The organism is Sphingomonas zeicaulis (assembly GCF_050433225.1).
In the GTDB taxonomy this organism is placed as follows: Bacteria; Pseudomonadota; Alphaproteobacteria; order Sphingomonadales; family Sphingomonadaceae; genus Sphingomonas_D; species Sphingomonas_D zeicaulis.
This window is the reverse complement of record NZ_JBNPXQ010000002.1, coordinates 597,136-617,699: the sequence shown is the minus strand read 5'-3', so window position 1 is coordinate 617,699 and position 20,564 is coordinate 597,136. Positions and strand designations below refer to the sequence as shown.

The window sequence follows — 20,564 nt, the reverse complement described above, 5'->3', positions numbered from 1 at the left end:
AGGGCAGGCCACACGCCCGTGGTTGCCACCCGCAAACACCCCCTGAATCGGGCGTTCAGCCACCCCGCCCTTGCCGCAGCGCGGAATTTCCGCTAGGCGCGCGGCCACATTTCCGCACAGGACCGAGCATTTCATGAGCCTCCGCAACGTGGCCATCATCGCGCACGTCGATCATGGCAAGACCACCCTCGTCGATCAGCTGTTCCGGCAGTCGGGCACCTTCCGAGACAACCAGCGCGTCGAAGAGCGGGCGATGGACTCGAATGACCTGGAAAAGGAACGCGGGATCACCATCCTCGCCAAGTGCACCTCGATCGAGTGGCATGGCGAAGCGGGCGACACCCGGATCAACATCGTCGACACCCCTGGCCACGCCGACTTCGGCGGCGAGGTGGAGCGCATCCTCTCGATGGTCGACGGCGTGATCCTGCTGGTCGACGCGGCCGAGGGCGCGATGCCGCAGACCAAATTCGTCACCGGCAAGGCGCTGGCGCTCGGCCTGCGCCCGATCGTGGTGGTCAACAAGATCGACCGTTCGGACGCGCGTGCTCAGGAAGTGCTGGACGAGGTGTTCGACCTGTTCGTCAGCCTCGACGCCAATGACGAGCAGCTTGATTTCCCGGTGCTCTTCGCCTCGGGCCGCAACGGCTATGCCGGCGAGACCCCCGATGTGCGCGAAGGCACGCTGGCACCGCTGTTCGAGAAGATCGTCGGCCACGTCCCCGCGCCGAAGGCGGATCCGGACGGTCCGTTCAAGTTCCTGGTGACGCTGCTGGATCGCGACAATTTCGTCGGCCGCATCCTCACCGGCCTGGTCGCCTCGGGCACCGTCAAGACCAACATGCCGATCCACGCGCTCGATTCGGACGGCAATGTCGTCGAGCAGGGCCGCGCCTCCAAGATCATGGCGTTCCGCGGTCTCGAGCGTCTTCCGGTGGAAGAGGCCAAGGCGGGCGACATCATCTCGATCGCCGGCCTCACCATCGCGACCGTGGCGAACACCATCGCCGATCCGGCGGTGACCGAGCCGTTGCACGCGCAGCCGATCGATCCGCCGACGCTGTCGATGCGCTTCGCCGTCAACGATTCGCCGATGGCCGGCCGTGAGGGCACCAAGGTGACCTCGCGCATGATCCGCGACCGCCTGTTCCGCGAAGCCGAGAGCAATGTCGCGATCAAGGTGACCGAAGCCGACGATCGCGACAGCTTCGAGGTCGCCGGCCGCGGCGAACTCCAGCTCGGCGTGCTGATCGAGACGATGCGCCGCGAAGGCTTCGAGCTCGGCATCAGCCGCCCGCGCGTGCTGTTCCGCGAAGGCGAGAACGGCGGCCGCGAGGAGCCCTACGAGACCGTCGTGATCGACGTGGACGAGGAGCATTCGGGCACCGTCGTCGAGAAGATGGCGATCCGGAAGGCCGAGCTGACCGACATGCGTCCGTCCGGCGGCGGCAAGACCCGCATCACCTTCTCGGCCCCGTCGCGCGGCCTGATCGGCTATCATGGCGAGTTCCTGTCGGATACCCGCGGCACCGGCATCATGAACCGGCTGTTCGAGAAGTACGGCCCGCACAAGGGCCAGATCGAAGGCCGCAAGAACGGCGTGCTGATCTCGAACGGCGCGGGCGAGGCCAATGCCTATGCGCTCGGCCCGCTCGAAGAGCGCGGCGTGCTGATGGTCGGCCCCGGCGAGGCGCTCTACGAGGGCATGATCATCGGCGAGAACGCCAAGACGGATGACCTCGAGGTCAACCCGATGAAGGCGAAGCAGCTCACCAACTTCCGCGCCTCGGGCGGCAAGGACGATGCGATCCGCCTCACCCCGCCGCGCAAGCTGACGCTGGAGCAGGCGATCGCCTATATCGACGACGACGAGATGGTCGAAGTCACCCCGAAGTCGATCCGCCTGCGCAAGCGCCACCTCGATCCGCACGAGCGCAAGCGCGCGTCGCGCGCGAAGGCGGCGTGATTTTTCCCTCTCCCTTCCGTGGGAGAGGGTTGCGAAGACTTGGGTCCGCCCCTTGGCGGGCCCTAGTCGTAGCTGGGTGAGGGGGATGCGGCGCTCTCGCGCCGCGCGCTCGCTGCGCGAGCGCACCCCTCATCCAACTGCGACTAGGGTGACGCTTCGCGCCACCCAAGTCTCCGTATCCTTCTCCCACAAGGGGAGAAGGCCAGATCCACATTTTTGTGCGCTGCAGCGGAACATTTCGCATCCGTCATGCTTTGACTCTGGCGTCAGCCATCGTCAGCTTAGGATCCGATGCCCCTCCGCGCACCCGACAGCCTGTCTCCTCCGCCGATCGACATCCTCACGGGCGCCAGCCTGCTCCTCGATTTCGACGGAACCCTCGTCGAGATCGCGCCAACCCCCGATTCGGTTTCCGTCGACGATCCGTTGCGGCAAACCCTCGCCTGCCTCGATCAAGCCTTTGGCGGTCGCGTCGCCTTGATCAGCGGCCGGGCGGTGAGCGAACTCCAGCGGCTGATCGGCGTCGAAACGCTCGCCGTCGCAGGGAGCCACGGACTCGAACTCTATTGGGGCGATGGCCGTATCGAGGCGCCGGAGCGCCCCGCAACGCTCACCACCGCCGAGAAGGCGATGGACGGTTTCGCCGCCAGCCGCCCCGGCGTGCTGGTGGAGCGCAAGCCGCTGGGCGTCGGCCTCCATTTCCGCCTTGCTCCCGATGCCGCCGAAGAGGCCGCTGAACTGGCGCATGACCTTGCCGCGCGCACCGGCCTGAAGCTCCAGACCGGCAAGATGATGTTCGAGTTGCGCGCCGCCGGCGCCGACAAGGGCAGTGCGCTGCATCGGCTGATGGCCTCGCCCGGCATGAAGGGCAGCCTGCCCGTGTTCCTGGGCGACGATGATACCGACGAGCCGGGTTTCGTCGCAGCCGAGGCACTGGGTGGCGCTGGCGTTCTCGTGGGCCCGCCGCGCGCGACCAATGCGCGCTATCATCTGGCAGACGTGGCCGCGGTGCGCGTCTGGCTCGACACCGCATGCAGGGAGATCGCATGACCGCCAATCTGGACCTCTGGCCGATCGGCAATTGTCAAGTCAGCGCGCTGGTCGACACCGCCGGCAGCTTCGTGTGGGGCTGCGTGCCGCGCGTCGACGGCGACCCGTTATTCTCGTCACTGCTGCACAACTCGCCAGACAAGGGCGTGTGGGCGATCGACCTGGAGGGCGGCATCGCGGTGGCGCAATCCTATCGCCGCAACACGCCGATCCTCGTCACGCGCCACAGCGATGCCGCGGGCAATGCGATCGAGGTGATCGATTTCTGCCCGCGGTTCCGCCGCCGTGGCCGATATTATCGGCCGGTCGCGTTCGCGCGCATCGTCCGCCCCGTTTCGGGCAGCCCCCGCATCCGCATGCGGCTGGCGCCGACACGCGGCTGGAACGACGAGCCGGTAGAGACCACCAGCGGCTCCAACCATATCCGCTACAAGCTCGACAGCACGACCTTGCGGCTGACCACCTCGGCGGCGGTCGGGCTGATCCAGGAAGAACGGCCGTTCCGCGTCGAGCGCCCGCTCTACTTCTTCCTCGGGCCCGACGAGGGGTTCGAGGACGATGTCGGTTCCACCGTGGAATGGATGCTGGGCGAAACCGCGCGCGAATGGCAGGAATGGGTGCGCGGCCTTGCCACGCCGCTGGAATGGCAGGATGTGGTGATCCGCTCCGCGATCACGCTCAAGCTGTGCCAGCATGAGGAAACCGGCGCGATCGTCGCCGCGCTGACCACGTCGGTACCCGAGCATTCGATTCCGGAAGGCTCGGATACCGGCCGCAACTGGGACTATCGCTACTGCTGGATCCGCGACGCCTATTACACGGTGCAGGCGCTCAACCGGCTGGGCGCGCTCGACGTGCTCGAAGGCTATCTCGGCTATTTGCGCAACATCGTCGATTCGGCGCATGGCGGCCATATCCAGCCGCTCTACGGCGTGCTGGGCGAGGCGAGGCTGGAGGAATGGATTGCGAGCGCCCTGCCCGGCTATCGCGGCATGGGTCCGGTGCGCGTCGGCAACCAGGCCTATGAGCAGATCCAGCACGACGCCTATGGCCAGATCGTGCTGTGCAACGTGCAGGCCTTTTTCGACCAGCGCCTGTTCCGCATGGCCGGCATCGAAGATTTCGAGGCGCTGGAAAAGGTCGCCGAACGTGCCTACGCGCTGCATGACAAGCCCGATGCCGGGCTTTGGGAGCTGCGCACGCGCCAGAGCGTCCACACCTATTCCGCGGCGATGTGCTGGGCGGCATGCGATCGCATGGCCAATGCCGCCAATGCGCTGGGCCTCACCGAGAAGCACCAGTTCTGGCTGGATCGCGCCGCGCAGATCCGCGAACGCATCGAGACCGCGGCGTGGCGCGAGGACGAGAAGCTGATGTCGGCCACGTTCGAGGGCAGCATCCTCGACGCGAGCCTGCTGCAACTGCTCGACCTGCGCTTCCTCTCGCCGGACGATCCGCGCTTCCTGGGCACGCTGGCCGCGGTCGAAGCCGGGCTGCGGCGCGGATCGCACATGCTGCGCTATGCCGAGGAAGATGATTTCGGCATGCCCGAGACGGCGTTCAACGTCTGCACATTCTGGTTCATCGAGGCGCTGCAATTGACCGGGCGCAGCGAGGAAGCGCGCGCGCTGTTCGAGGAGATGCTGAGCCGCCGCACCGGCGCCGGGCTGCTTTCGGAGGACATCGACCCCGGCACCTATGAGTTGTGGGGCAATTATCCACAGACTTATTCACTGGTGGGGATGATCAACTGCGCCAGCCTGCTCAGTCGACCATGGACATCCGCGCGATGAGCCGGCTGATCGTCATCTCGAACCGCGTCGCCGCACCCACCACCTCGCATTCGGGGGCGCAGGGCGGGCTTGCCGTGGCGCTATCCTCCGCACTGCGGGAAGCGGGGGGCATCTGGTTCGGCTGGTCCGGCGAGGTGACCGAGGAATTTACCGGGCAGATCAGCTTCCAGCGCGGCGATGGCTATACCACCGCGACCGTCGACCTCGAGGAACATGATATCGAGGAATATTATGACGGTTACGCCAACCGGACGCTGTGGCCGCTGTTCCATTATCGCATCGACCTGGCGGAATATGAGCGCAGCTTCGCCGGCGGCTATCAGCGGGTCAACGAGCGGCTGGCCGAGACCGCGCGGCCGCTGATCGAGCCCGACGACCGGATCTGGATCCAGGACTATCACATGTTCCCGCTGGGCGAGGAGCTGCGCAAGCGCGGCTGCCGCAACCGGATAGGCTTCTTCCTCCACATTCCCTGGCCGCCGCCCCGCCTGCTGACGACCTTGCCCGAGGCGCGCGAACTGCTGGAAACGCTGTTCGCCTATGATCTGGTCGGCTTCCATACCGAGGAATGGCTGCGCAGCTTCGAGGAGTGCGCGGTCAACATCCTCGGCGCGCGCTCAGACGGCGAGACGCTGACCCTCAACGGCCGTTCCGTACGGATGATCGCCAATCCGATCGGCATCGATGCCGAGGATTTCACAGCACTCGCCGCCTCCCCCCGCGCGCGGCTGAGCTTCCGCCAGATGCGCGACAGCGCGGTCGGCCGCGACATGATCGTCGGCGTCGACCGGCTGGACTATTCCAAGGGGCTGGAAGAGCGCTTCCTGGGCTATGAACGCTTCCTCCAGGAGCATCCCGAGGAACGCAAGGAGGTGTTCCTCCTGCAGATCGCACCGCCCAGCCGGGCAGCGGTTGAAACCTATCAGAAGATCCGCACCGCGCTCGACGGGCTCTCGGGCCGGATCAACGGCGCCTATGCCGATGTCGACTGGGTGCCGCTGCGCTATGTAAACCAGGGCTATCCGCGCGACGTGCTGGCCGGCATCTATCGCGCGGCCCGGATCGGGCTGGTGACGCCATTGCGCGATGGCCTCAACCTCGTCGCCAAGGAATATGTCGCGGCGCAGGATCCTGAGGATCCCGGCGTGCTGATTCTCTCCCGCTTCGCCGGGGCGGCCGAGCAGCTCACCGACGCGGTGCTGGTCAATCCCTACAGCGCCGAGGAAATTTCAGATGCGATCGCGCTGGCGCTGAAGATGCCCCGCGAGGAACGCATCGCGCGCTGGCAGGCGCTGAATGAGAATATCCAGCGCGAGGATGTGTTCTGGTGGCTCCGCCGCTTCACCGAAGCGCTGAACGAGGATGTGCCGGTCGCCGGATAGTGCGGTGGCGGGCCTTGGGCCCCGCCGACGGGCGGCGGGGCGATACGGTCAGGCGTCCGCCCGCACATATGCCGGTTGCGACCCCGGCACGTCTCCGCGCAGTTCGGCGCGCGTGCGCACCAGCCAGCCCGGCTCTTCCCCCGCGATCCAGGTAATCAGCGCCTCGCGCACGTCGCAGCGCAGGTCGAACGCGCGGCCCGCATCCGATGCCGAGACCAGGCAACGCAGTTCCATATGATCGGCATAAAGCTCGGTGACGTGCAGCACGATCACCCGGCCATCCCACAGCGGGTTGGCCCTCACCACCTCGTCGAGCTTGCTGCGGATGCGCGCGACGTCGGCGGTGTGGTCCAGCCGCAGGAAGGCGGTGCCGAGCAGCGCGCTGGTCTCGCGCGTCCAGTTCTGGAAGCTTTGTTCGAGGAATTTGCTGACCGGCACGACCAGCCGGCGATCGTCCCAGATGCGCACGACAACATAGGTCAGGCGGATATCCTCGATCCGCCCCCATTCATTGTCCATGATGACGACGTCGTCGATCCGGATCGGCTCGGTGAAGGCCATCTGGATGCCGGCGATCAGGTTCTTGAGCGCAGGCTGCGCCGCGGCACCGACCGCAAGGGCGGCAAGACCGGCGGAAGCGGCGATCGTCACGCCGACGGTGCGGACGCTGGGGATCGACATCAGCATCAAGCAGAAGGTGATCAACAGGACGACGAAGATCGAGATGCGATAGAGGATGCCGGCGCGGGTGCGGCGACGGCGCGCGGTGAGATTGTCCGCCACGCTGATGTCGTAGCGGCGCTGCGCGATGTCGTTGAGCGCGCCCAGCATCGAAATGACGAGCCAGCCGAGCAGCGCCGGCGCGCCCAGCCCCAGCACGCGGCGGACGGCTTCGGCGATAGGCGGATCGAGGTTGAGCGAGGGTTGCACGGCGCCGACCGCGATCACGATCAGCAGCCAGCGCAGCGGCTGCTTGAGCCGGGCGACCAGCACATCGTCGATGAAACTCGTGGTGCGTCGCGCGATTCGCCTGAGCAGCGCCATGCCCAGCCAGTGGATCGCCACCGCCGCGAGCACCGCGACGCTGATCGTCAGGATCACCGCCAGCCAGTGCATCCATTCGAAATCCCAGTCGAACGACATGCCGCCGCATCTTCCATGTCGCCGGTCAGAGACCGACCAACGAGCAACGCGGCGATTTGTTCGCTGCACCGCAGCGGAAAAGCCGAACGATCGAGGACTGCTGGGGTTTTCGGACGCTTTCGGCTGACGAGGCCGGTTTTCTTCGGCTCAGGCCGTGCCGTCTTCGCCCCAATAGGAGCAGGCATCGCCGCTCGAATCGCGGTAGACGGTCACGCGCGCGAGGGGAGCAATGGTCGGCCGCAACCGATCCCAGATCCACCGGCTGAGATTTTCCATCGTCGCCGGCCCCAGATCCTCGATCTCGTCGAGAAAACGATGGTCGAGCGCGTCCCGGGCATCGGCGATCGCGCGTTCGAGCAGGCCGAGGTCGACGATCATGCCGGTCATCGAATCGGGCCGGCCGCGCACCGCAACCTCGGCGCGATAGCTGTGGCCGTGGATGCGCCGGCTCGATTCGGTCTCGATCACGCGGTCAAGCGTGTGGGCCGCCTCGAAACGAAACTGTTTGCTCAGTTCGAACATCCGACTTCCGGTCTTCCAACCACGCGGCGCGGCCAGCATTCGCGCCTCGATCAACGAAAAAAGGCCGCAGCATCTGCGGCCTTTTTGGGCCCTTCGGCGTTGCCGAAGGAAATGGTGCCCAGAAGAGGACTCGAACCTCCACGACCTTGCGATCGCCAGCACCTGAAGCTGGTGCGTCTACCAATTCCGCCATCTGGGCACGGGGTAGGCCGCGGCAGCTAGACGTCGCTTGCGGCCTTGTCAACGGTCATATCGATGGGGCAAGGGTGCACCGCAACATCAGGAGGCGAATGTGAGCATCGACAACAGGCTGGTGACGCTGGTGGGCGGCAGCGGATTTCTTGGCCGCTATGCCGCCAGGGCGCTGCTCAAGGCCGGCTGGCGCGTGCGCATCGTCGAGCGAGATCCGCGCAACGCGTGGTATCTGAAGTCGCAGGGCAATCTCGGCCAGACGCAGTTCGTCGCCGCAGACATCCGCAAGCCCGCGACGTTGGCGCGCGCGCTGCAGGGTTCCGACTCGGTCGTGAACTTCGTCGGCATCCTCAAGGGCGATTTCGAAGCCTTCCACGTCGAGGGCGCTGCAAACATCGCCGAGGCCGCCGCCGGCGCGGGGGCCGAATCGCTGGTCCACATCTCCGCGATCGGCGCGGATGCCGATTCGGCTTCCGCCTATGGCCGCAGCAAGGCAGCCGGCGAGGCGCGGGTACGCGCGGCCTTCCCGGGTGCGACGATCCTGCGCCCCTCGATCGTGTTCGGCCGCGAGGACCAGTTCATCAACCGCTTCGCCGGCATGCAGAACGCACCGGTGGTTCCGGTGCTGCGCCCTGCCGTGAAGTTCCAGCCGGTGTTCGCCGGAGACGTGGCGCGCGCGGTTCTCGCGGCAGTCGAGAATCCACACGACTTCGCGGGCAAGACCTTCGAGCTGGGCGGGCCCGACGTGCTCAGCATGATGGAGCTGCAGCGCTGGATTGCGGCCGAGACGCATCGCGATCCCAATTTCGTCGAAGTGCCCGATGCCTTCGGCGGCCTGCTCGCCAAGCTGACGGGCTGGCTGCCGGGTGCGCCGATCACCAGCGACCAGTGGGCGATGCTTCAGCATGACAATGTCGTAGCGCCCGGCGCCGCCGGTCTGAACGACCTCGGCGTCACGGCGACGCCGCTCGCCGCAATCGCACCGGGCTGGCTGGTGCTCTACCAGCGCAACGGCCGGTTCGGCCGCAAGAGCGTCGCCTGAACCCATAACCCCGTTGCTGCCCGCCCTTGGGGGCGGGCAGCGCGTGCCACGAACATTTCTCCCCGCCCGGCAACCCGCGCCTGCGGGGCGCCCGGCCAGCGACTGAAAGGCCTGCCTGGCGCATGTCGGACCTCATCACCGCGATCCTGCTCGGTATCGTCGAGGGCATTACGGAATTCCTGCCGGTATCCTCGACCGGCCACCTGATCCTCGCCACCGAACTGCTCGGCTTCAAGGCAGAGGACTGGGCGGTGTTCAACATCGCGATCCAGCCCGGCGCGATCCTGGCGATCGTCGTGCTCTACTGGCGCACCTTCCTTGCAGTGCTCTCGGGCCTGTTCAAGGGAGAGAAGCATTCGGTCGCCTTCGTCCGCAACCTGCTGATCGCCTTCGTGCCCGCGGTGGCGCTGGGGCTGATCTTCGCCGATGAAATCGATGCGCTGCTCGAAAATGCGGTGGTTGTCGCCTGGTCGCTGATCATCGGCGGTGTCGCCATCCTGATCATCGAACGGCTGGCGAAAACGCAGGAAGTGGGTGGCATCTCCAATGTCAGCATCGGCCAGTCGCTGAAGATCGGCCTCGTCCAGTGCATCGCGATGATTCCCGGCGTCAGCCGTTCGGGCGCGACGATCATGGGCGCGATGGCGTTCGGGATCGATCGCCGCACCGCCGCCGAGTTCAGCTTTTTTCTCGCGCTGCCGACCCTGACCGGCGCGACGGTGCTGCAGCTCTTCAAGCATCGCGACGCGATCACGTCGGACATGATGGGGCTCATCGGCGTCGGCTTCGTCGTCTCCTTCATCGTTGCGGTGGTGGTGGTGAAGGCGTTCATGGCGGTCGTCACCCGTTACGGCTTCGCGCCGTTTGCCTGGTACCGAATCATCGCCGGCGCGTCCGCGCTGGTATGGCTGTTGGCCGAATAAGGCCGATTCGGACCTACTGGTCTTTGGAACTGTTACAGATCGGCACCGCAAACGAACAACTTACCGGTAAATAGGTCAGCATATCTGACTTAATGCCCGATTTGCACGTGACTTGGCCGCTTTCCTGTGCGTATGCGAACGCTCAGGAGGGCATATGGCCGACAATCCCATGTTGAAGTTCGTCGTCACCGGACAATCCTATCCGGACAAGCGTGCCGCCGAGGTGCGTGCGGAGGATTTTCGCGAGATCGCCGAGCGGTTCGCGGTGCCCAAGGCGGAAGAACAGGCGGCGCGCTGCTCGCAATGCGGCGTGCCCTATTGCTCGGTGCATTGCCCGCTGCACAACCATATCCCGGACTGGCTGCGGCTGACGGCGGAAGGCCGCCTGCGCGAAGCCTATGAACTGTCCAACGCGACCTCGACCATGCCCGAGATCTGCGGCCGCATCTGCCCGCAGGACCGGCTGTGCGAGGGCAATTGCGTCATCGAATTCTCCGGCCACGGCGCCGTCACCATCGGCTCGGTCGAGAAGTTCATCACCGACACCGCGTGGGAAGAGGGCTGGGTCGAGCCGATCCGCCCCCTCCCCGATCGCGGCCAGTCTGTCGGCATCATCGGCGCGGGCCCGGCCGGCCTCACCGCCGCCGAGCTGCTGCGCGCGCAGGGCTATGAGGTCCATGTCTACGACCGCTACGACCGTGCGGGCGGGCTGCTGACCTACGGCATCCCCGGCTTCAAGCTGGAGAAGCATGTCGTCATGCGTCGCGTCCAGCGGCTCAAGGATGCCGGCATTACCTTCCACGAAGGCTTCGACGTCGGCCGCGATGCCAAGCTTTCCGAGCTGCGCGATCGCCACGATGCAATGCTGGTCGCCACCGGCGTTTACAAGCCGCGCGCGATCAAGGCGCCGGGTGTCGGCGCGCCGGGCGTGATCGACGCGCTCGACTATCTCACCGCCTCCAACCGCAAGAGCTTCGGCGATGCGGTGCCGGCGTTCGACGAGGGCGCGCTCAACGCCGAGGGCAAGAACATCGTCGTGATCGGCGGCGGCGACACCGCGATGGACTGCGTCCGCACCGCAATCCGCCAGGGTGCCGCCTCGGTGAAGTGCCTCTATCGCCGCGACCGGCAGAACATGCCGGGCTCGCAGAACGAGGTGAAGAATGCCGAGGAAGAGGGCGTCGAGTTCGTCTGGCTTTCCGCTCCCGAGGCGTTCGACGGCACCGAGCATGTCGCCGGTGTGCGCGCGATCAAGATGCGGCTGGGCGCCCCCGACGCGAGCGGCCGCCGCGCGCCCGAGCCCGATCCGGGCAGCGAGTTCCGCCTCGAGGCCGATCTGGTGATCAAGGCGCTCGGCTTCGACGCCGAGGACCTGCCCAAGCTGTTCGGCGCGGATGACCTCTCGGTCACCCGCTGGGGCACGCTGCGCGTCGACCATAAGACGATGCAGACCAGCGTGGACGGCGTGTTCGCCGCAGGCGACATCGTGCGCGGCGCCAGCCTGGTGGTGTGGGCGATCCGCGACGGCCGCGACGTGGCCGAGCGCATGCACAGCTATTTGAAGACGAAGAAGGCAGAAGCCGCCCAGAAGGAAAGGGTCGCGGCATGAGCACTATATTGCACATGGAATCCGAGCGCGAGCGGCTGGCCCGCGAAGGCATGTACCGCCCCGAGTTCGAGGGCGACGCCTGCGGCGTGGGTCTGGTCGCGGCGACCGACGGCAAGCCGTCGCGCCGCGTGGTCGCGAGCGCGATCGATGCGCTCAAGGCGGTGTGGCACCGCGGCGCGGTTGACGCGGACGGCAAGACCGGTGACGGTGCCGGCCTGCATGTCGACCTGCCCGTGCGCTTCTTCGACGATGCGATCGCCGATTCGGGCCATCGCCCGCGGCCCAACCGCCTCGCCGTCGGCATGGTGTTCCTGCCGCGCACCGATCTGGGGGCGCAGGAAACCTGCCGCACGATCGTCGAGAGCGAGATCATCGATGCCGGCTACACCATCTATGGCTGGCGCCAGGTGCCCGTCGACGTCTCGGTGATCGGCCAGAAGGCGCAGGCGACGCGCCCCGAGATCGAGCAGATCATGATCGCGGGCCCGATGCCCGCCGACCAGGATGCCGCCGAGTTCGAGAAGAATCTCTACCTCATCCGCCGGCGGATCGAGCGCAAGGTGATCGAGGCCCAGATCTCCGGCTTCTACATCTGCTCGCTGTCGTGCCGGTCGATCATCTACAAGGGGCTGTTCCTCGCGGAGAGCCTGTCGGTCTTCTATCCGGACCTGACCGACGATCGCTTCGTCTCGCGCGTGGCGATCTTCCACCAGCGCTATTCCACCAACACCTTCCCGCAATGGTGGCTGGCGCAGCCCTTCCGCACGCTCGCGCACAATGGCGAGATCAACACGATCCGCGGCAACAAGAACTGGATGAAATCCCACGAGATCCGGATGGCGAGCCTCGCCTTCGGGGAGCATTCGGAGGACATCAAGCCGGTCATCCCGGCGGGCGCCAGCGACACCGCCGCGCTCGACGCCGTGTTCGAAACGATCTGCCGATCGGGCCGCGACGCGCCGACCGCCAAGCTGATGCTCGTCCCCGAGGCGTGGCAGCAGAATGAGGACATGCCGCCGGCGCATCGCGCGATGTACGAATATCTCGCGAGCGTGATGGAGCCGTGGGACGGCCCGGCCGCGCTGGCGATGACCGACGGCCGCTGGGTGGTCGCCGGCATGGACCGCAACGCGCTGCGCCCGCTGCGCTATACCGAGACGATCGACGGCCTGCTGATCGTGGGTTCGGAGACCGGCATGGTCGTCGTCCCCGAATCGACCGTGCTCCGCAAGGGCCGGCTCGGGCCGGGCGAGATGATCGCGATCGACCTCGACGAGGGCGAACTCTATCACGACCGCCAGATCAAGGACCGGATCGCGGGCGAACATGCCTATGCCGACATGATCGGCGGCTTCCTGACGATGGACGACCTGCCCGGCAGTGGCGACCGTTCGACGCCGCAATGGGACCGCGCCGAGTTGATCCGCCGCCAGGTCGCCGCCGGCCAGACGCTGGAGGACATGGAACTGATCCTCGCGCCGATGATCGACGACGCGAAGGAAGCGATCGGATCGATGGGCGACGACACGCCGCTGGCGGTGATTTCCGACAAGCCGCGGATGATCAGCCACTTCTTCCGCCAGAATTTCAGCCAGGTCACCAACCCGCCGATCGATTCGCTACGCGAGACGCAGGTGATGAGCCTGAAGACCCGCTTCGGAAACCTGGCGAACATCCTCGACACCGAACGCGGCCGGCAGGATGTGCTGGTGCTCGATTCGCCGGTGCTGACCTGTGCCGACTGGGATCGGCTGAAGGCGCATTTCGGCAAGCAGGTCGCGGAAATCGATTGCACCTTCGCTTCCGGCGGCGCGCCCGATTCGCTGCGCGCGGCGATCGCGCGCATCCGCGCCGAGGCCGAGCAGGCGGTGCGCGAGGGCAAGACCGAGCTGTTCCTGACCGACGAGGGCGTCGGCCCCGAGCGGGTGGCGATCGCCGGCGTGCTGGCGGCGGCGGCGGTGCACACCCACCTCGTCCGCAAGGGGCTGCGCAGCTATGCCAGCATCAACGTGCGCACCGCCGAGTGCCTCGACACCCATTATTATGCGGTGCTGATCGGCGTCGGCGCGACGACGGTGAACGCCTACCTGGCGGAAGCGGCGATCGCCGATCGCCACGGTCGCGGCCTGTTCGGCGACCGGCCGTTCGCCGACTGCCTGAAGCGACACCGCAAAGCGATCGACGACGGCCTGCTCAAGATCATGGCCAAGATGGGGATCGCAGTGATCTCCTCCTATCGCGGCGGCTATAATTTCGAGGCGGTCGGCCTCAGCCGCGCGCTGGTCAACGATCTGTTCCCGGGCATGCCCGCCAAGATCAGCGGCGAAGGCTATGCCTCGCTGCATCTGAACGCGATGCTCCGCCATGAAGCGGCGTGGGACAAGGCGGTGGTGACCTTGCCGATCGGCGGCTTCTATCGCCACCGCAACGGCGGCGAGGCGCATGCCTATTCGGCTCAGTTGATGCACCTGCTGCAGACCTCGGTCGCGACCGACAGCTACTCGACCTACCTGCAATTCTCGCGGGGGGTGCGCGACTTGCCGCCGATCTATCTGCGCGACCTGCTGGAGTTCAACTACGCCAAGGAAGCGATCCCGATCGATTCGGTCGAGGCGATCACCGAGATCCGCAAGCGCTTCGTGACGCCGGGCATGTCGCTCGGCGCGCTGAGCCCCGAGGCGCACGAGACGCTGGCGATCGCGATGAACCGCATCGGTGCCAAGGCGGTGTCGGGCGAAGGCGGCGAGGATTCGATCCGCTATCAGCCCTATGAGAATGGTGACAACGCCAATTCCAACGTCAAGCAGATCGCCTCGGGGCGCTTCGGCGTGACCGCGGAATATCTGGGTGCCGCCGACGAACTGGAGATCAAGGTCGCGCAGGGTGCCAAGCCCGGCGAGGGCGGCCAGCTTCCCGGCTTCAAGGTCACCGAGTTCATCGCCAGGCTGCGGCACTCGACGCCGGGCGTGATGCTGATCTCGCCGCCGCCGCACCATGACATCTATTCGATCGAGGATCTGGCGCAGCTAATCTACGACCTCAAGCAGATCAACCCGCGCGCCAAGGTGTGCGTGAAGCTGGTCAGCTCGGCGGGCATCGGCACGGTCGCGGCGGGCGTCGCCAAGGCACATGCCGACGTCATCCTCGTCTCCGGCCATGTCGGCGGCACCGGCGCCTCCCCGCAGACGTCGGTCAAGTACGCCGGCACCCCGTGGGAAATGGGCCTGTCCGAAGTCAACCAGGTGCTGACCCTGAACGGGCTGCGCCACCGCGTGAAGCTGCGCTCCGACGGCGGCCTCAAGACCGGGCGCGACATCGTCATCGCCGCGATCCTCGGCGCCGAGGAATATGGCATCGGCACGCTCAGCCTCGTCGCGATGGGCTGCATCATGGTGCGCCAGTGCCATTCGAACACCTGTCCGGTGGGCGTCTGCGTGCAGGACGAGCGGCTGCGCGCCAAGTTCACCGGCACACCGGAGAAGGTCATCAACCTGATGACCTTCATCGCCGAGGAAGTCCGCGAGATCCTCGCGCGGCTGGGCTATCGCAGCCTGAACGACGTCGTCGGCCGCACCGACCTGCTCCGCCAGGTCAGCCGCGGTGCCGAGCATCTCGACGATCTCGACCTCAACCCGATCCTCGCCAAGGTGGATGCGGACGACGACAAGCGCCGCTTCAACATCGAGGGCAATCGCAACGAGGTACCCGACAGCCTCGACGCGCAGATGATCCATGACGCGCAGCCGGTGTTCAAGCGCCGCGAGAAGATGCAGCTGACCTACACGGTGCGCAACACGCACCGCGCGGTCGGCACGCGGCTATCGGCGGAGATCACCGCGGCCTATGGCATGAAGGCGCTGGCGGACCATCACGTCCGCGTCCGCCTGCGCGGCAGCGCCGGCCAGTCGCTGGGCGCCTTCCTGTGCAAGGGCGTGACGCTGGAAGTGTTCGGCGATGCCAACGACTATGTCGGCAAGGGGCTTTCGGGCGGCATCATCACGGTGCGGCCGATGGTCTCCTCTCCGCTGGAGAGTCAGTCCAACACGATCCTCGGCAACACCGTTCTCTATGGTGCGACCGCGGGCAAGCTGTTCGCGGCGGGCCAGGCGGGCGAACGCTTCGCGGTGCGCAATTCGGGCGCGACCGTGGTGGTCGAGGGCTGCGGCGCCAATGGCTGCGAATATATGACCAACGGCACCGCGGTGATCCTGGGCGATGTCGGCGACAATTTCGGCGCCGGCATGACCGGCGGCATGGCGTTCATCCTCGACGTGAACGACGAGTTCGAAAAGCGCGCCAACCCGGAAAGCATCGTCTGGCAGCGCTTCGGATCACTGCACTGGGAGAACCGGTGCCGCGCGCTGATCGCTGAGCATGCCGTCGCCACCGACAGCAAATGGTCCAACACGATCCTCGACGACTGGCTGCGCTGGCGCGACAAGATCTGGCAGGTCTGCCCGAAGGAGATGATCGACCGGCTGGAACAGCCGCTCAACGATCGCCAGCCGGTCGCGGCAGCGGAATAAGGAAGGCAAGATTGAGGGGGAGACGCGGATCGCGTCTCCCCCTTTTTCTTACGGCTGCGGCTCAGCGCCGGTAATCATGGCCGAGGAAGTCGAACGCCGGCAGCGCCTCATGCGTGTCGAGCGAGAACCAGGCGGCATTTTCCCAATTCGAGCCGGTGCTCCAGCGCGTCTTGCAGCCAGTGGAGACCCAGGCCGGCTCCCAATAGACGAGGCCGATGCCGCCTGCGTCGACGACCTGCTGGGTGAGGTCGATCAGATAGCGCTTCTGCCCCTCGGGCGTCGCCGGATAACCATCGATCAGCGAATCCGCGCCCAGCAGGTTGGGCCCCTCGTCGCCATTGTCGGTGGTGAACGGGTAGGCGGTCTCAACGACGATCACATCCTTGCGATAGCGCCGCTTCGCCTCGGCAATGGTCTCACCGAGCTGCGCCACCGTGCGTGTCGACCATTTGCGGTAATAGCTGATCCCGATCACGTCGAAATCGGTGATCCCGGCGTCGCGTGCCGCATCGAACCAGGGCAGCACATGTTCGGGCTGCGCGATGTGGAGCATGATCTTCGGATCGGTGCGGGTTGCCTGGGCAACCTCGCGCACCGCGCGAAGTCCGGCAGCGAAGAGCTTCGCGTTGCGGCGCCAGTCGATCGGGCGTTCCTTCACCCCGCCCATCAATTCGGGATTGGTTTCGTTGCCGACCTGCACCATTTCCGGCATCAGCCCTTCGGCATGGAGCCGCATCAGCGTGTCGTGGGTGAAGGCGTGGAGCGCTGCGGCCTGCGCGTCGGTGTCGAGCTTCTCCCAGGCAATGGGCGCACGCTGCTTGTCGCCATCCGCCCAATCATCCGAATAATGGAAGTCGAGCAGCACCTGCAGGCCCGCCGCGCGGGCACGGCGGATCGTCTTCAGCACATCGTCATAGCCGCTGTACCGGGTCCAGCGTGCGTCGTTCCACAAGCGGACGCGCACGATGTTGCCGCCGGCGGCACGGAGCAGCGCAAAGGGGTCGGCGGGCTTGCCCCCCTTGCGGAACACCGCGCCGCAATCCTCCATCTCGTTGACGTAGGACAGGTCGGCACCAAGGTAGAGCGGCGGCGGCAGCGGCGGAGGCGGCGGCGTGGTCGCCACCGCCGTTCCGCCGGCGAGCAGCAGCGCGGCGACCGTCGCCAACCGTGCGATCACAGCTTGAAGCCGATGCCGAACAGATAGCGCGTGCCGAACTTCTCGTAGCGGCCCTGCAGGTTGCGATCGCCATAATAGGTTTCGAAGGGCTCGTTGGTCAGGTTGTTGCCCTGGAACATGATCTGCACGCCGCCCAGCGGGGTGTTTTCCGGGAACTCGTAGCTGAGTTGCATGTCCAGCACGCCTTCGGGCGCCGTGAACAGGATGCGATCGGTATCGCCCAGTTCGGTCGCGTAGCTGGAGCGGTAGCGATAGCCGACACGCGCCTCGAGCCCGGCCTTGCTGTAATAGGCTACAAGGTTGGCGACATGCTTGGAGAGGCCCGGCAGCGGGATGCTGCCGATCGCATTGTCATTCTCGGTCACCGAGATGCTGCTGTCGGTATAGCTGTAGTTGGCGAACACGCCGAGTCCGTCGAACGGCGACGGCAGGAAGCTGAAGACGGTCTGCGCCGAAATCTCGAACCCCTTGATCGAGCCGCCCTCGCCGTTGACCGGCTGGCGGAAGGTGCCCTCCAGCGCTGGGCCACCTGCCGGATCTGGCACCGTCACCGCCGTTACCTGCTGAACGATGAAGGTATCGAGATCCTTGTAGAAGCCCGCCACGGTGATCGCGGTGTCGCGGTTGAGATACCACTCGACCGTCGCGTCATACTGGGTTGCGCGGAACGGTTCGAGCAGCGGGTTGCCGCCGAAGCCCTGGGGCACGCCGTTGAAGGTGAACACGCCCGACCCCGCGTTGAGATCGTCGAGCGGCGCCCGCGACAATGCCTTGCTGAACCCCAGGCGAAGCTGGAGCTGGTCGGTCGGCTGGAAGGTGAGGTTGAAGTTGGGCAGCCAATCCGTGAACTCGTTGCGCACGGCGATCGGATTGGCAATGTCGATCACGCTGCCGTCGGGCTGCTGGGTCTGGTCGATCTCGGTGCTGCGCGACACGGTTTCTGTGCGGATGACGCGCAGGCCGGCATTGCCGAGAACGGGAATGCCGAACAGCTCGCCATCGAGGTTGAGCTGGCCATAGCCGGCATAGGTCTTCTCACCCACCACCCAGCTGAAGCGCTGGTCGAAGAAGGATTCGGTGGGATTGACCTCGCCGAAGAAGCGTTCGAACGCGGCCGGGATGTCGATCGAGAGCACGCCGGGCAGCGATCCGTATTCGCCGCCGAACTGGAAATCGCGGTTGAGCAGGTCGGTCGGCACCGGCACGCGCTGCGCCGGATCGATAAAGCCGAACTGGGTGCGCTGGGTATAATCCTTGCTGCGATCGGTATAGCGGCCACCGAACTGGATGTTCTTGAAGAAGCCGCCGAGTTCGCGCTTGACGTCGAACGAGGCCGACCAGAGTTCGTCGTTGATCAGCGGTGCGCCGCCGCCATTTTCCGGAATCTGGAAGTCGGCGATGCGATACAGCGACGGGTTGGTGAGGTCGGTATCGATCGTCATGATCGGCGCGCGGCCCCGGAAGCTCTGGAAGCGCGTCGTCGGGGTCACGCCGAACGGTTCGGTGCGCAAGGTCAGGAATTGCTGGCGGCGGTCGGTGGTAGAATAGCCGACATCGCCCAGCACCTCCCAGCCGCCGGCTTCGTAGCGACCATTCAGCCCGCCGGCATAGAGATTGTCCTTGAAGAAGAAGGACTCGTTCACGCCGCGCACGACCTGGCCGAAGTCCGTGCCGGCATTGGTGGTGGTGATGCCGGTGACATAGCCGTTCGTGACAACCGGATCGCTCAGCACATTGCCGAAGGGCAGGTTTTCGACGCGGAAGCCGCGCTGCGTCTCGTCGAACGAGACGCGGCTGTAGAAGAAGTCGGCATTCAGTTCGAACGCACTCGACGGGCGCCATTGTAGCACGCCGACCGCACCGTGGCGCTCGTCATTGCCGCCGCGCGCCAGCGCCTCGAAGCCGAACGGGATGCCGTCGCCCTGGTTGTTGGGCTCGTCAGACGTGATCGGGAGCCCGTTCTGGCCGAGGCCGTTGCCGTCGAAGTCGGCGAAGCTGCCGGTATAGCGGAAGATGTTGGTGCGCGTCGTCGCCACCGCCTGCTTGCGGCCCGAATAGCCGACCGCGAAGCCCAGCGTATCGTTGATCCGGCCGACATAGCTGATGCTGGCGACATAGCCGAACGGATCCGCATCCTGCACACGATCCGCCTCGGTGCTGAAGATGCCGCGCAGGTTCACCGAAACGCTGCGGCCCTTATAGTCGAGCGGCTTGACGGTACGCAGGTCGACCTGCCCGGCGATCGCGCCTTCCACCTGGGCTGCGGTGGGCGACTTGTAGATCGAGGCGCCGTTGAGCAACTCGGCCGGGAACTGCTCATAGCGGATGTTCCGGCTCGATTCCGCCGAGACGACTTCGCGCCCGTTGAGCAAGGTGTTGACGAGGTTCGGGCCGAGGCCGCGGATCGAAATCTGGGTGCCGTTGCCGCGATCGCGATTGGTCGAAATGCCTGGAAGCCGTGCGAGCGACTCGGCGATGCTGGCTTCGGGGAGCTTGCCGAGATCCTCGGCGGCGAGCACTTCCTGCACCCGGTCGGCATTGCGCTTTTCGTTGATCGCGCCCTGCAGCGCGCCGCGGATGCCCGTCACGACGATATCCTCAGGCGGCGTTTCCGTAGCGTTAGCGCTATCTTCGGTGGCAGAATTCGATTGCTGGGCGAACACCGTGACCGGCGCCATCAGCGCGATCAAACTGGTTGCGGTAGAAACCGCCTGCGCGAATGTCTTCATGAATCCTTCTCCCCGTCTGGCGACAAGCGCGCCGTTTCGCTTCTTTAGCTTATTGATAAGATAAATGAGTCGGACGCGGCTGACCAGACCCGATCGCGCACCACCGGGCGCGCCGCGACGTGGGCCGCGACACACGCTGTCTCAAAACGGGGAGAAGCTCAGTTCTTCTCGAACGGAACGTAGAGCGCGTCGATCTTTTCGGCGAGATCGATATCCCGCTGCGACAGGCCGCCGGCGTCGTGCGTGGTCAGCAATATGTCGACCCGGTTCCACACGTTGGACCATTCGGGATGATGATCCGCCTTCTCGGCAAGCAGCGCGACTTGCGTCATGAAGCCGAAGGCGGTGACGAAATCGTCGAATACCAGGCTGCGCGTGATCGCATCGCGGCTATCGTCATAATCCCATTCGTCGAGATCATCGAGCGCGCGGGCGCGGGCCTCTTCGTCAAGCTGCTCGACCATGCCGCATCCTCCCTTCAGGCGCTGGCGCCCCGGCGCGCCGCGCCCT

Annotated in this window: 13 protein-coding genes and 1 tRNA gene; 8 read left to right on the top strand and 6 right to left on the bottom strand. The window is 65.8% G+C overall.

Features of this window, described 5'->3' with window-relative positions; translation table 11 throughout:
- The first annotated feature begins 133 nt into the window (after nucleotides 1-133).
- The 4 genes from typA to FHS96_RS11955 all read left to right on the top strand — a co-directional run bounded on the left by typA (nucleotide 134) and on the right by FHS96_RS11955 (nucleotide 6,191).
- Nucleotides 134-1,966 carry a translational GTPase TypA gene (gene typA, locus FHS96_RS11970; RefSeq protein ID WP_429591289.1) on the top strand — a complete coding sequence of 611 codons (1,833 nt, stop codon included), beginning with the start codon at nucleotides 134-136 and terminating at the stop codon, nucleotides 1,964-1,966.
- Nucleotides 1,967-2,257: 291 nt separating this feature from the next.
- Nucleotides 2,258-3,016 carry a trehalose-phosphatase gene (gene otsB / locus FHS96_RS11965; RefSeq protein WP_429591287.1) on the top strand — a complete coding sequence of 253 codons (759 nt, stop codon included), beginning with the start codon at nucleotides 2,258-2,260 and terminating at the stop codon, nucleotides 3,014-3,016.
- Nucleotides 3,013-4,809 carry a glycoside hydrolase family 15 protein gene (locus FHS96_RS11960; protein WP_429591284.1) on the top strand — a complete coding sequence of 599 codons (1,797 nt, stop codon included), beginning with the start codon at nucleotides 3,013-3,015 and terminating at the stop codon, nucleotides 4,807-4,809. Before otsB ends, FHS96_RS11960 begins: the two co-directional genes overlap by 4 nt.
- A complete protein-coding gene (locus FHS96_RS11955; RefSeq protein WP_429591281.1) occupies nucleotides 4,806-6,191 on the top strand; it encodes an alpha,alpha-trehalose-phosphate synthase (UDP-forming) in 1,386 nt (461 codons plus the stop codon). Before FHS96_RS11960 ends, FHS96_RS11955 begins: the two co-directional genes overlap by 4 nt.
- A 48-nt stretch (nucleotides 6,192-6,239) precedes the next feature.
- Here FHS96_RS11955 and FHS96_RS11950 read toward each other — a convergent pair whose 3' ends face one another.
- From FHS96_RS11950 to FHS96_RS11940, 3 genes are all read right to left on the bottom strand, one after another.
- Nucleotides 6,240-7,334, bottom strand: coding sequence for a mechanosensitive ion channel family protein (locus FHS96_RS11950; protein ID WP_429591278.1), 1,095 nt, complete (start codon nucleotides 7,332-7,334; stop codon nucleotides 6,240-6,242).
- Between the two features lie 147 nt (nucleotides 7,335-7,481).
- A complete protein-coding gene (locus FHS96_RS11945) occupies nucleotides 7,482-7,856 on the bottom strand; it encodes a 6-pyruvoyl trahydropterin synthase family protein (RefSeq protein WP_429591275.1) in 375 nt (124 codons plus the stop codon).
- 112 nt (nucleotides 7,857-7,968) lie between these two features.
- Nucleotides 7,969-8,055, bottom strand: a tRNA-Leu gene (locus FHS96_RS11940).
- A gap of 99 nt (nucleotides 8,056-8,154) precedes the next feature.
- Here FHS96_RS11940 and FHS96_RS11935 point away from each other — a divergent pair.
- The 4 genes from FHS96_RS11935 (at nucleotide 8,155) to gltB (ending at nucleotide 16,148) form a co-directional block, all read left to right on the top strand.
- Nucleotides 8,155-9,090 carry a complex I NDUFA9 subunit family protein gene (locus FHS96_RS11935; protein ID WP_429591784.1) on the top strand — a complete coding sequence of 312 codons (936 nt, stop codon included), beginning with the start codon at nucleotides 8,155-8,157 and terminating at the stop codon, nucleotides 9,088-9,090.
- A 122-nt stretch (nucleotides 9,091-9,212) separates the two neighbouring features.
- A complete protein-coding gene (locus tag FHS96_RS11930) occupies nucleotides 9,213-10,013 on the top strand; it encodes an undecaprenyl-diphosphate phosphatase (protein WP_429591272.1) in 801 nt (266 codons plus the stop codon).
- A 154-nt stretch (nucleotides 10,014-10,167) separates the two neighbouring features.
- Entirely contained in the window at nucleotides 10,168-11,622 is a 1,455-nt protein-coding gene (locus FHS96_RS11925; RefSeq protein ID WP_429591269.1) for an NAD(P)-dependent oxidoreductase, read from the top strand.
- Entirely contained in the window at nucleotides 11,619-16,148 is a 4,530-nt protein-coding gene (gene gltB, locus FHS96_RS11920; RefSeq protein WP_429591266.1) for a glutamate synthase large subunit, read from the top strand. The genes FHS96_RS11925 and gltB overlap by 4 nt, the downstream gene beginning before the upstream one ends.
- A gap of 61 nt (nucleotides 16,149-16,209) precedes the next feature.
- On the opposite strand, the gene FHS96_RS11915 is transcribed toward gltB, so the two are convergent.
- The 3 genes from FHS96_RS11915 to FHS96_RS11905 form a co-directional block, all read right to left on the bottom strand.
- Nucleotides 16,210-17,325 carry a glycoside hydrolase family 53 protein gene (locus tag FHS96_RS11915; RefSeq protein ID WP_429591263.1) on the bottom strand — a complete coding sequence of 372 codons (1,116 nt, stop codon included), beginning with the start codon at nucleotides 17,323-17,325 and terminating at the stop codon, nucleotides 16,210-16,212.
- A complete protein-coding gene (locus FHS96_RS11910; protein WP_429591260.1) occupies nucleotides 17,322-20,054 on the bottom strand; it encodes a TonB-dependent receptor in 2,733 nt (910 codons plus the stop codon). The genes FHS96_RS11915 and FHS96_RS11910 overlap by 4 nt, the downstream gene beginning before the upstream one ends.
- A 158-nt stretch (nucleotides 20,055-20,212) precedes the next feature.
- The gene (locus FHS96_RS11905) at nucleotides 20,213-20,518 is read right to left on the bottom strand and encodes a 4a-hydroxytetrahydrobiopterin dehydratase (RefSeq protein ID WP_429591258.1); all 306 of its coding nucleotides are present in this window, start codon (nucleotides 20,516-20,518) and stop codon (nucleotides 20,213-20,215) included.
- Nucleotides 20,519-20,564: the final 46 nt, after the last annotated feature.

Coding starts and splice junctions, on each gene's coding strand:
- typA (WP_429591289.1), top strand. CDS start 134: ATGAGCCTCCGCAACGTGGCCATCATCGCGCACGTCGATCATGGCAAG.
- otsB (WP_429591287.1), top strand. CDS start 2,258: ATGCCCCTCCGCGCACCCGACAGCCTGTCTCCTCCGCCGATCGACATC.
- FHS96_RS11960 (WP_429591284.1), top strand. CDS start 3,013: ATGACCGCCAATCTGGACCTCTGGCCGATCGGCAATTGTCAAGTCAGC.
- FHS96_RS11955 (WP_429591281.1), top strand. CDS start 4,806: ATGAGCCGGCTGATCGTCATCTCGAACCGCGTCGCCGCACCCACCACC.
- FHS96_RS11950 (WP_429591278.1), bottom strand. CDS start 7,334: ATGTCGTTCGACTGGGATTTCGAATGGATGCACTGGCTGGCGGTGATC.
- FHS96_RS11945 (WP_429591275.1), bottom strand. CDS start 7,856: ATGTTCGAACTGAGCAAACAGTTTCGTTTCGAGGCGGCCCACACGCTT.
- FHS96_RS11930 (WP_429591272.1), top strand. CDS start 9,213: ATGTCGGACCTCATCACCGCGATCCTGCTCGGTATCGTCGAGGGCATT.
- FHS96_RS11925 (WP_429591269.1), top strand. CDS start 10,168: ATGGCCGACAATCCCATGTTGAAGTTCGTCGTCACCGGACAATCCTAT.
- gltB (WP_429591266.1), top strand. CDS start 11,619: ATGAGCACTATATTGCACATGGAATCCGAGCGCGAGCGGCTGGCCCGC.
- FHS96_RS11910 (WP_429591260.1), bottom strand. CDS start 20,054: ATGAAGACATTCGCGCAGGCGGTTTCTACCGCAACCAGTTTGATCGCG.
- FHS96_RS11905 (WP_429591258.1), bottom strand. CDS start 20,518: ATGGTCGAGCAGCTTGACGAAGAGGCCCGCGCCCGCGCGCTCGATGAT.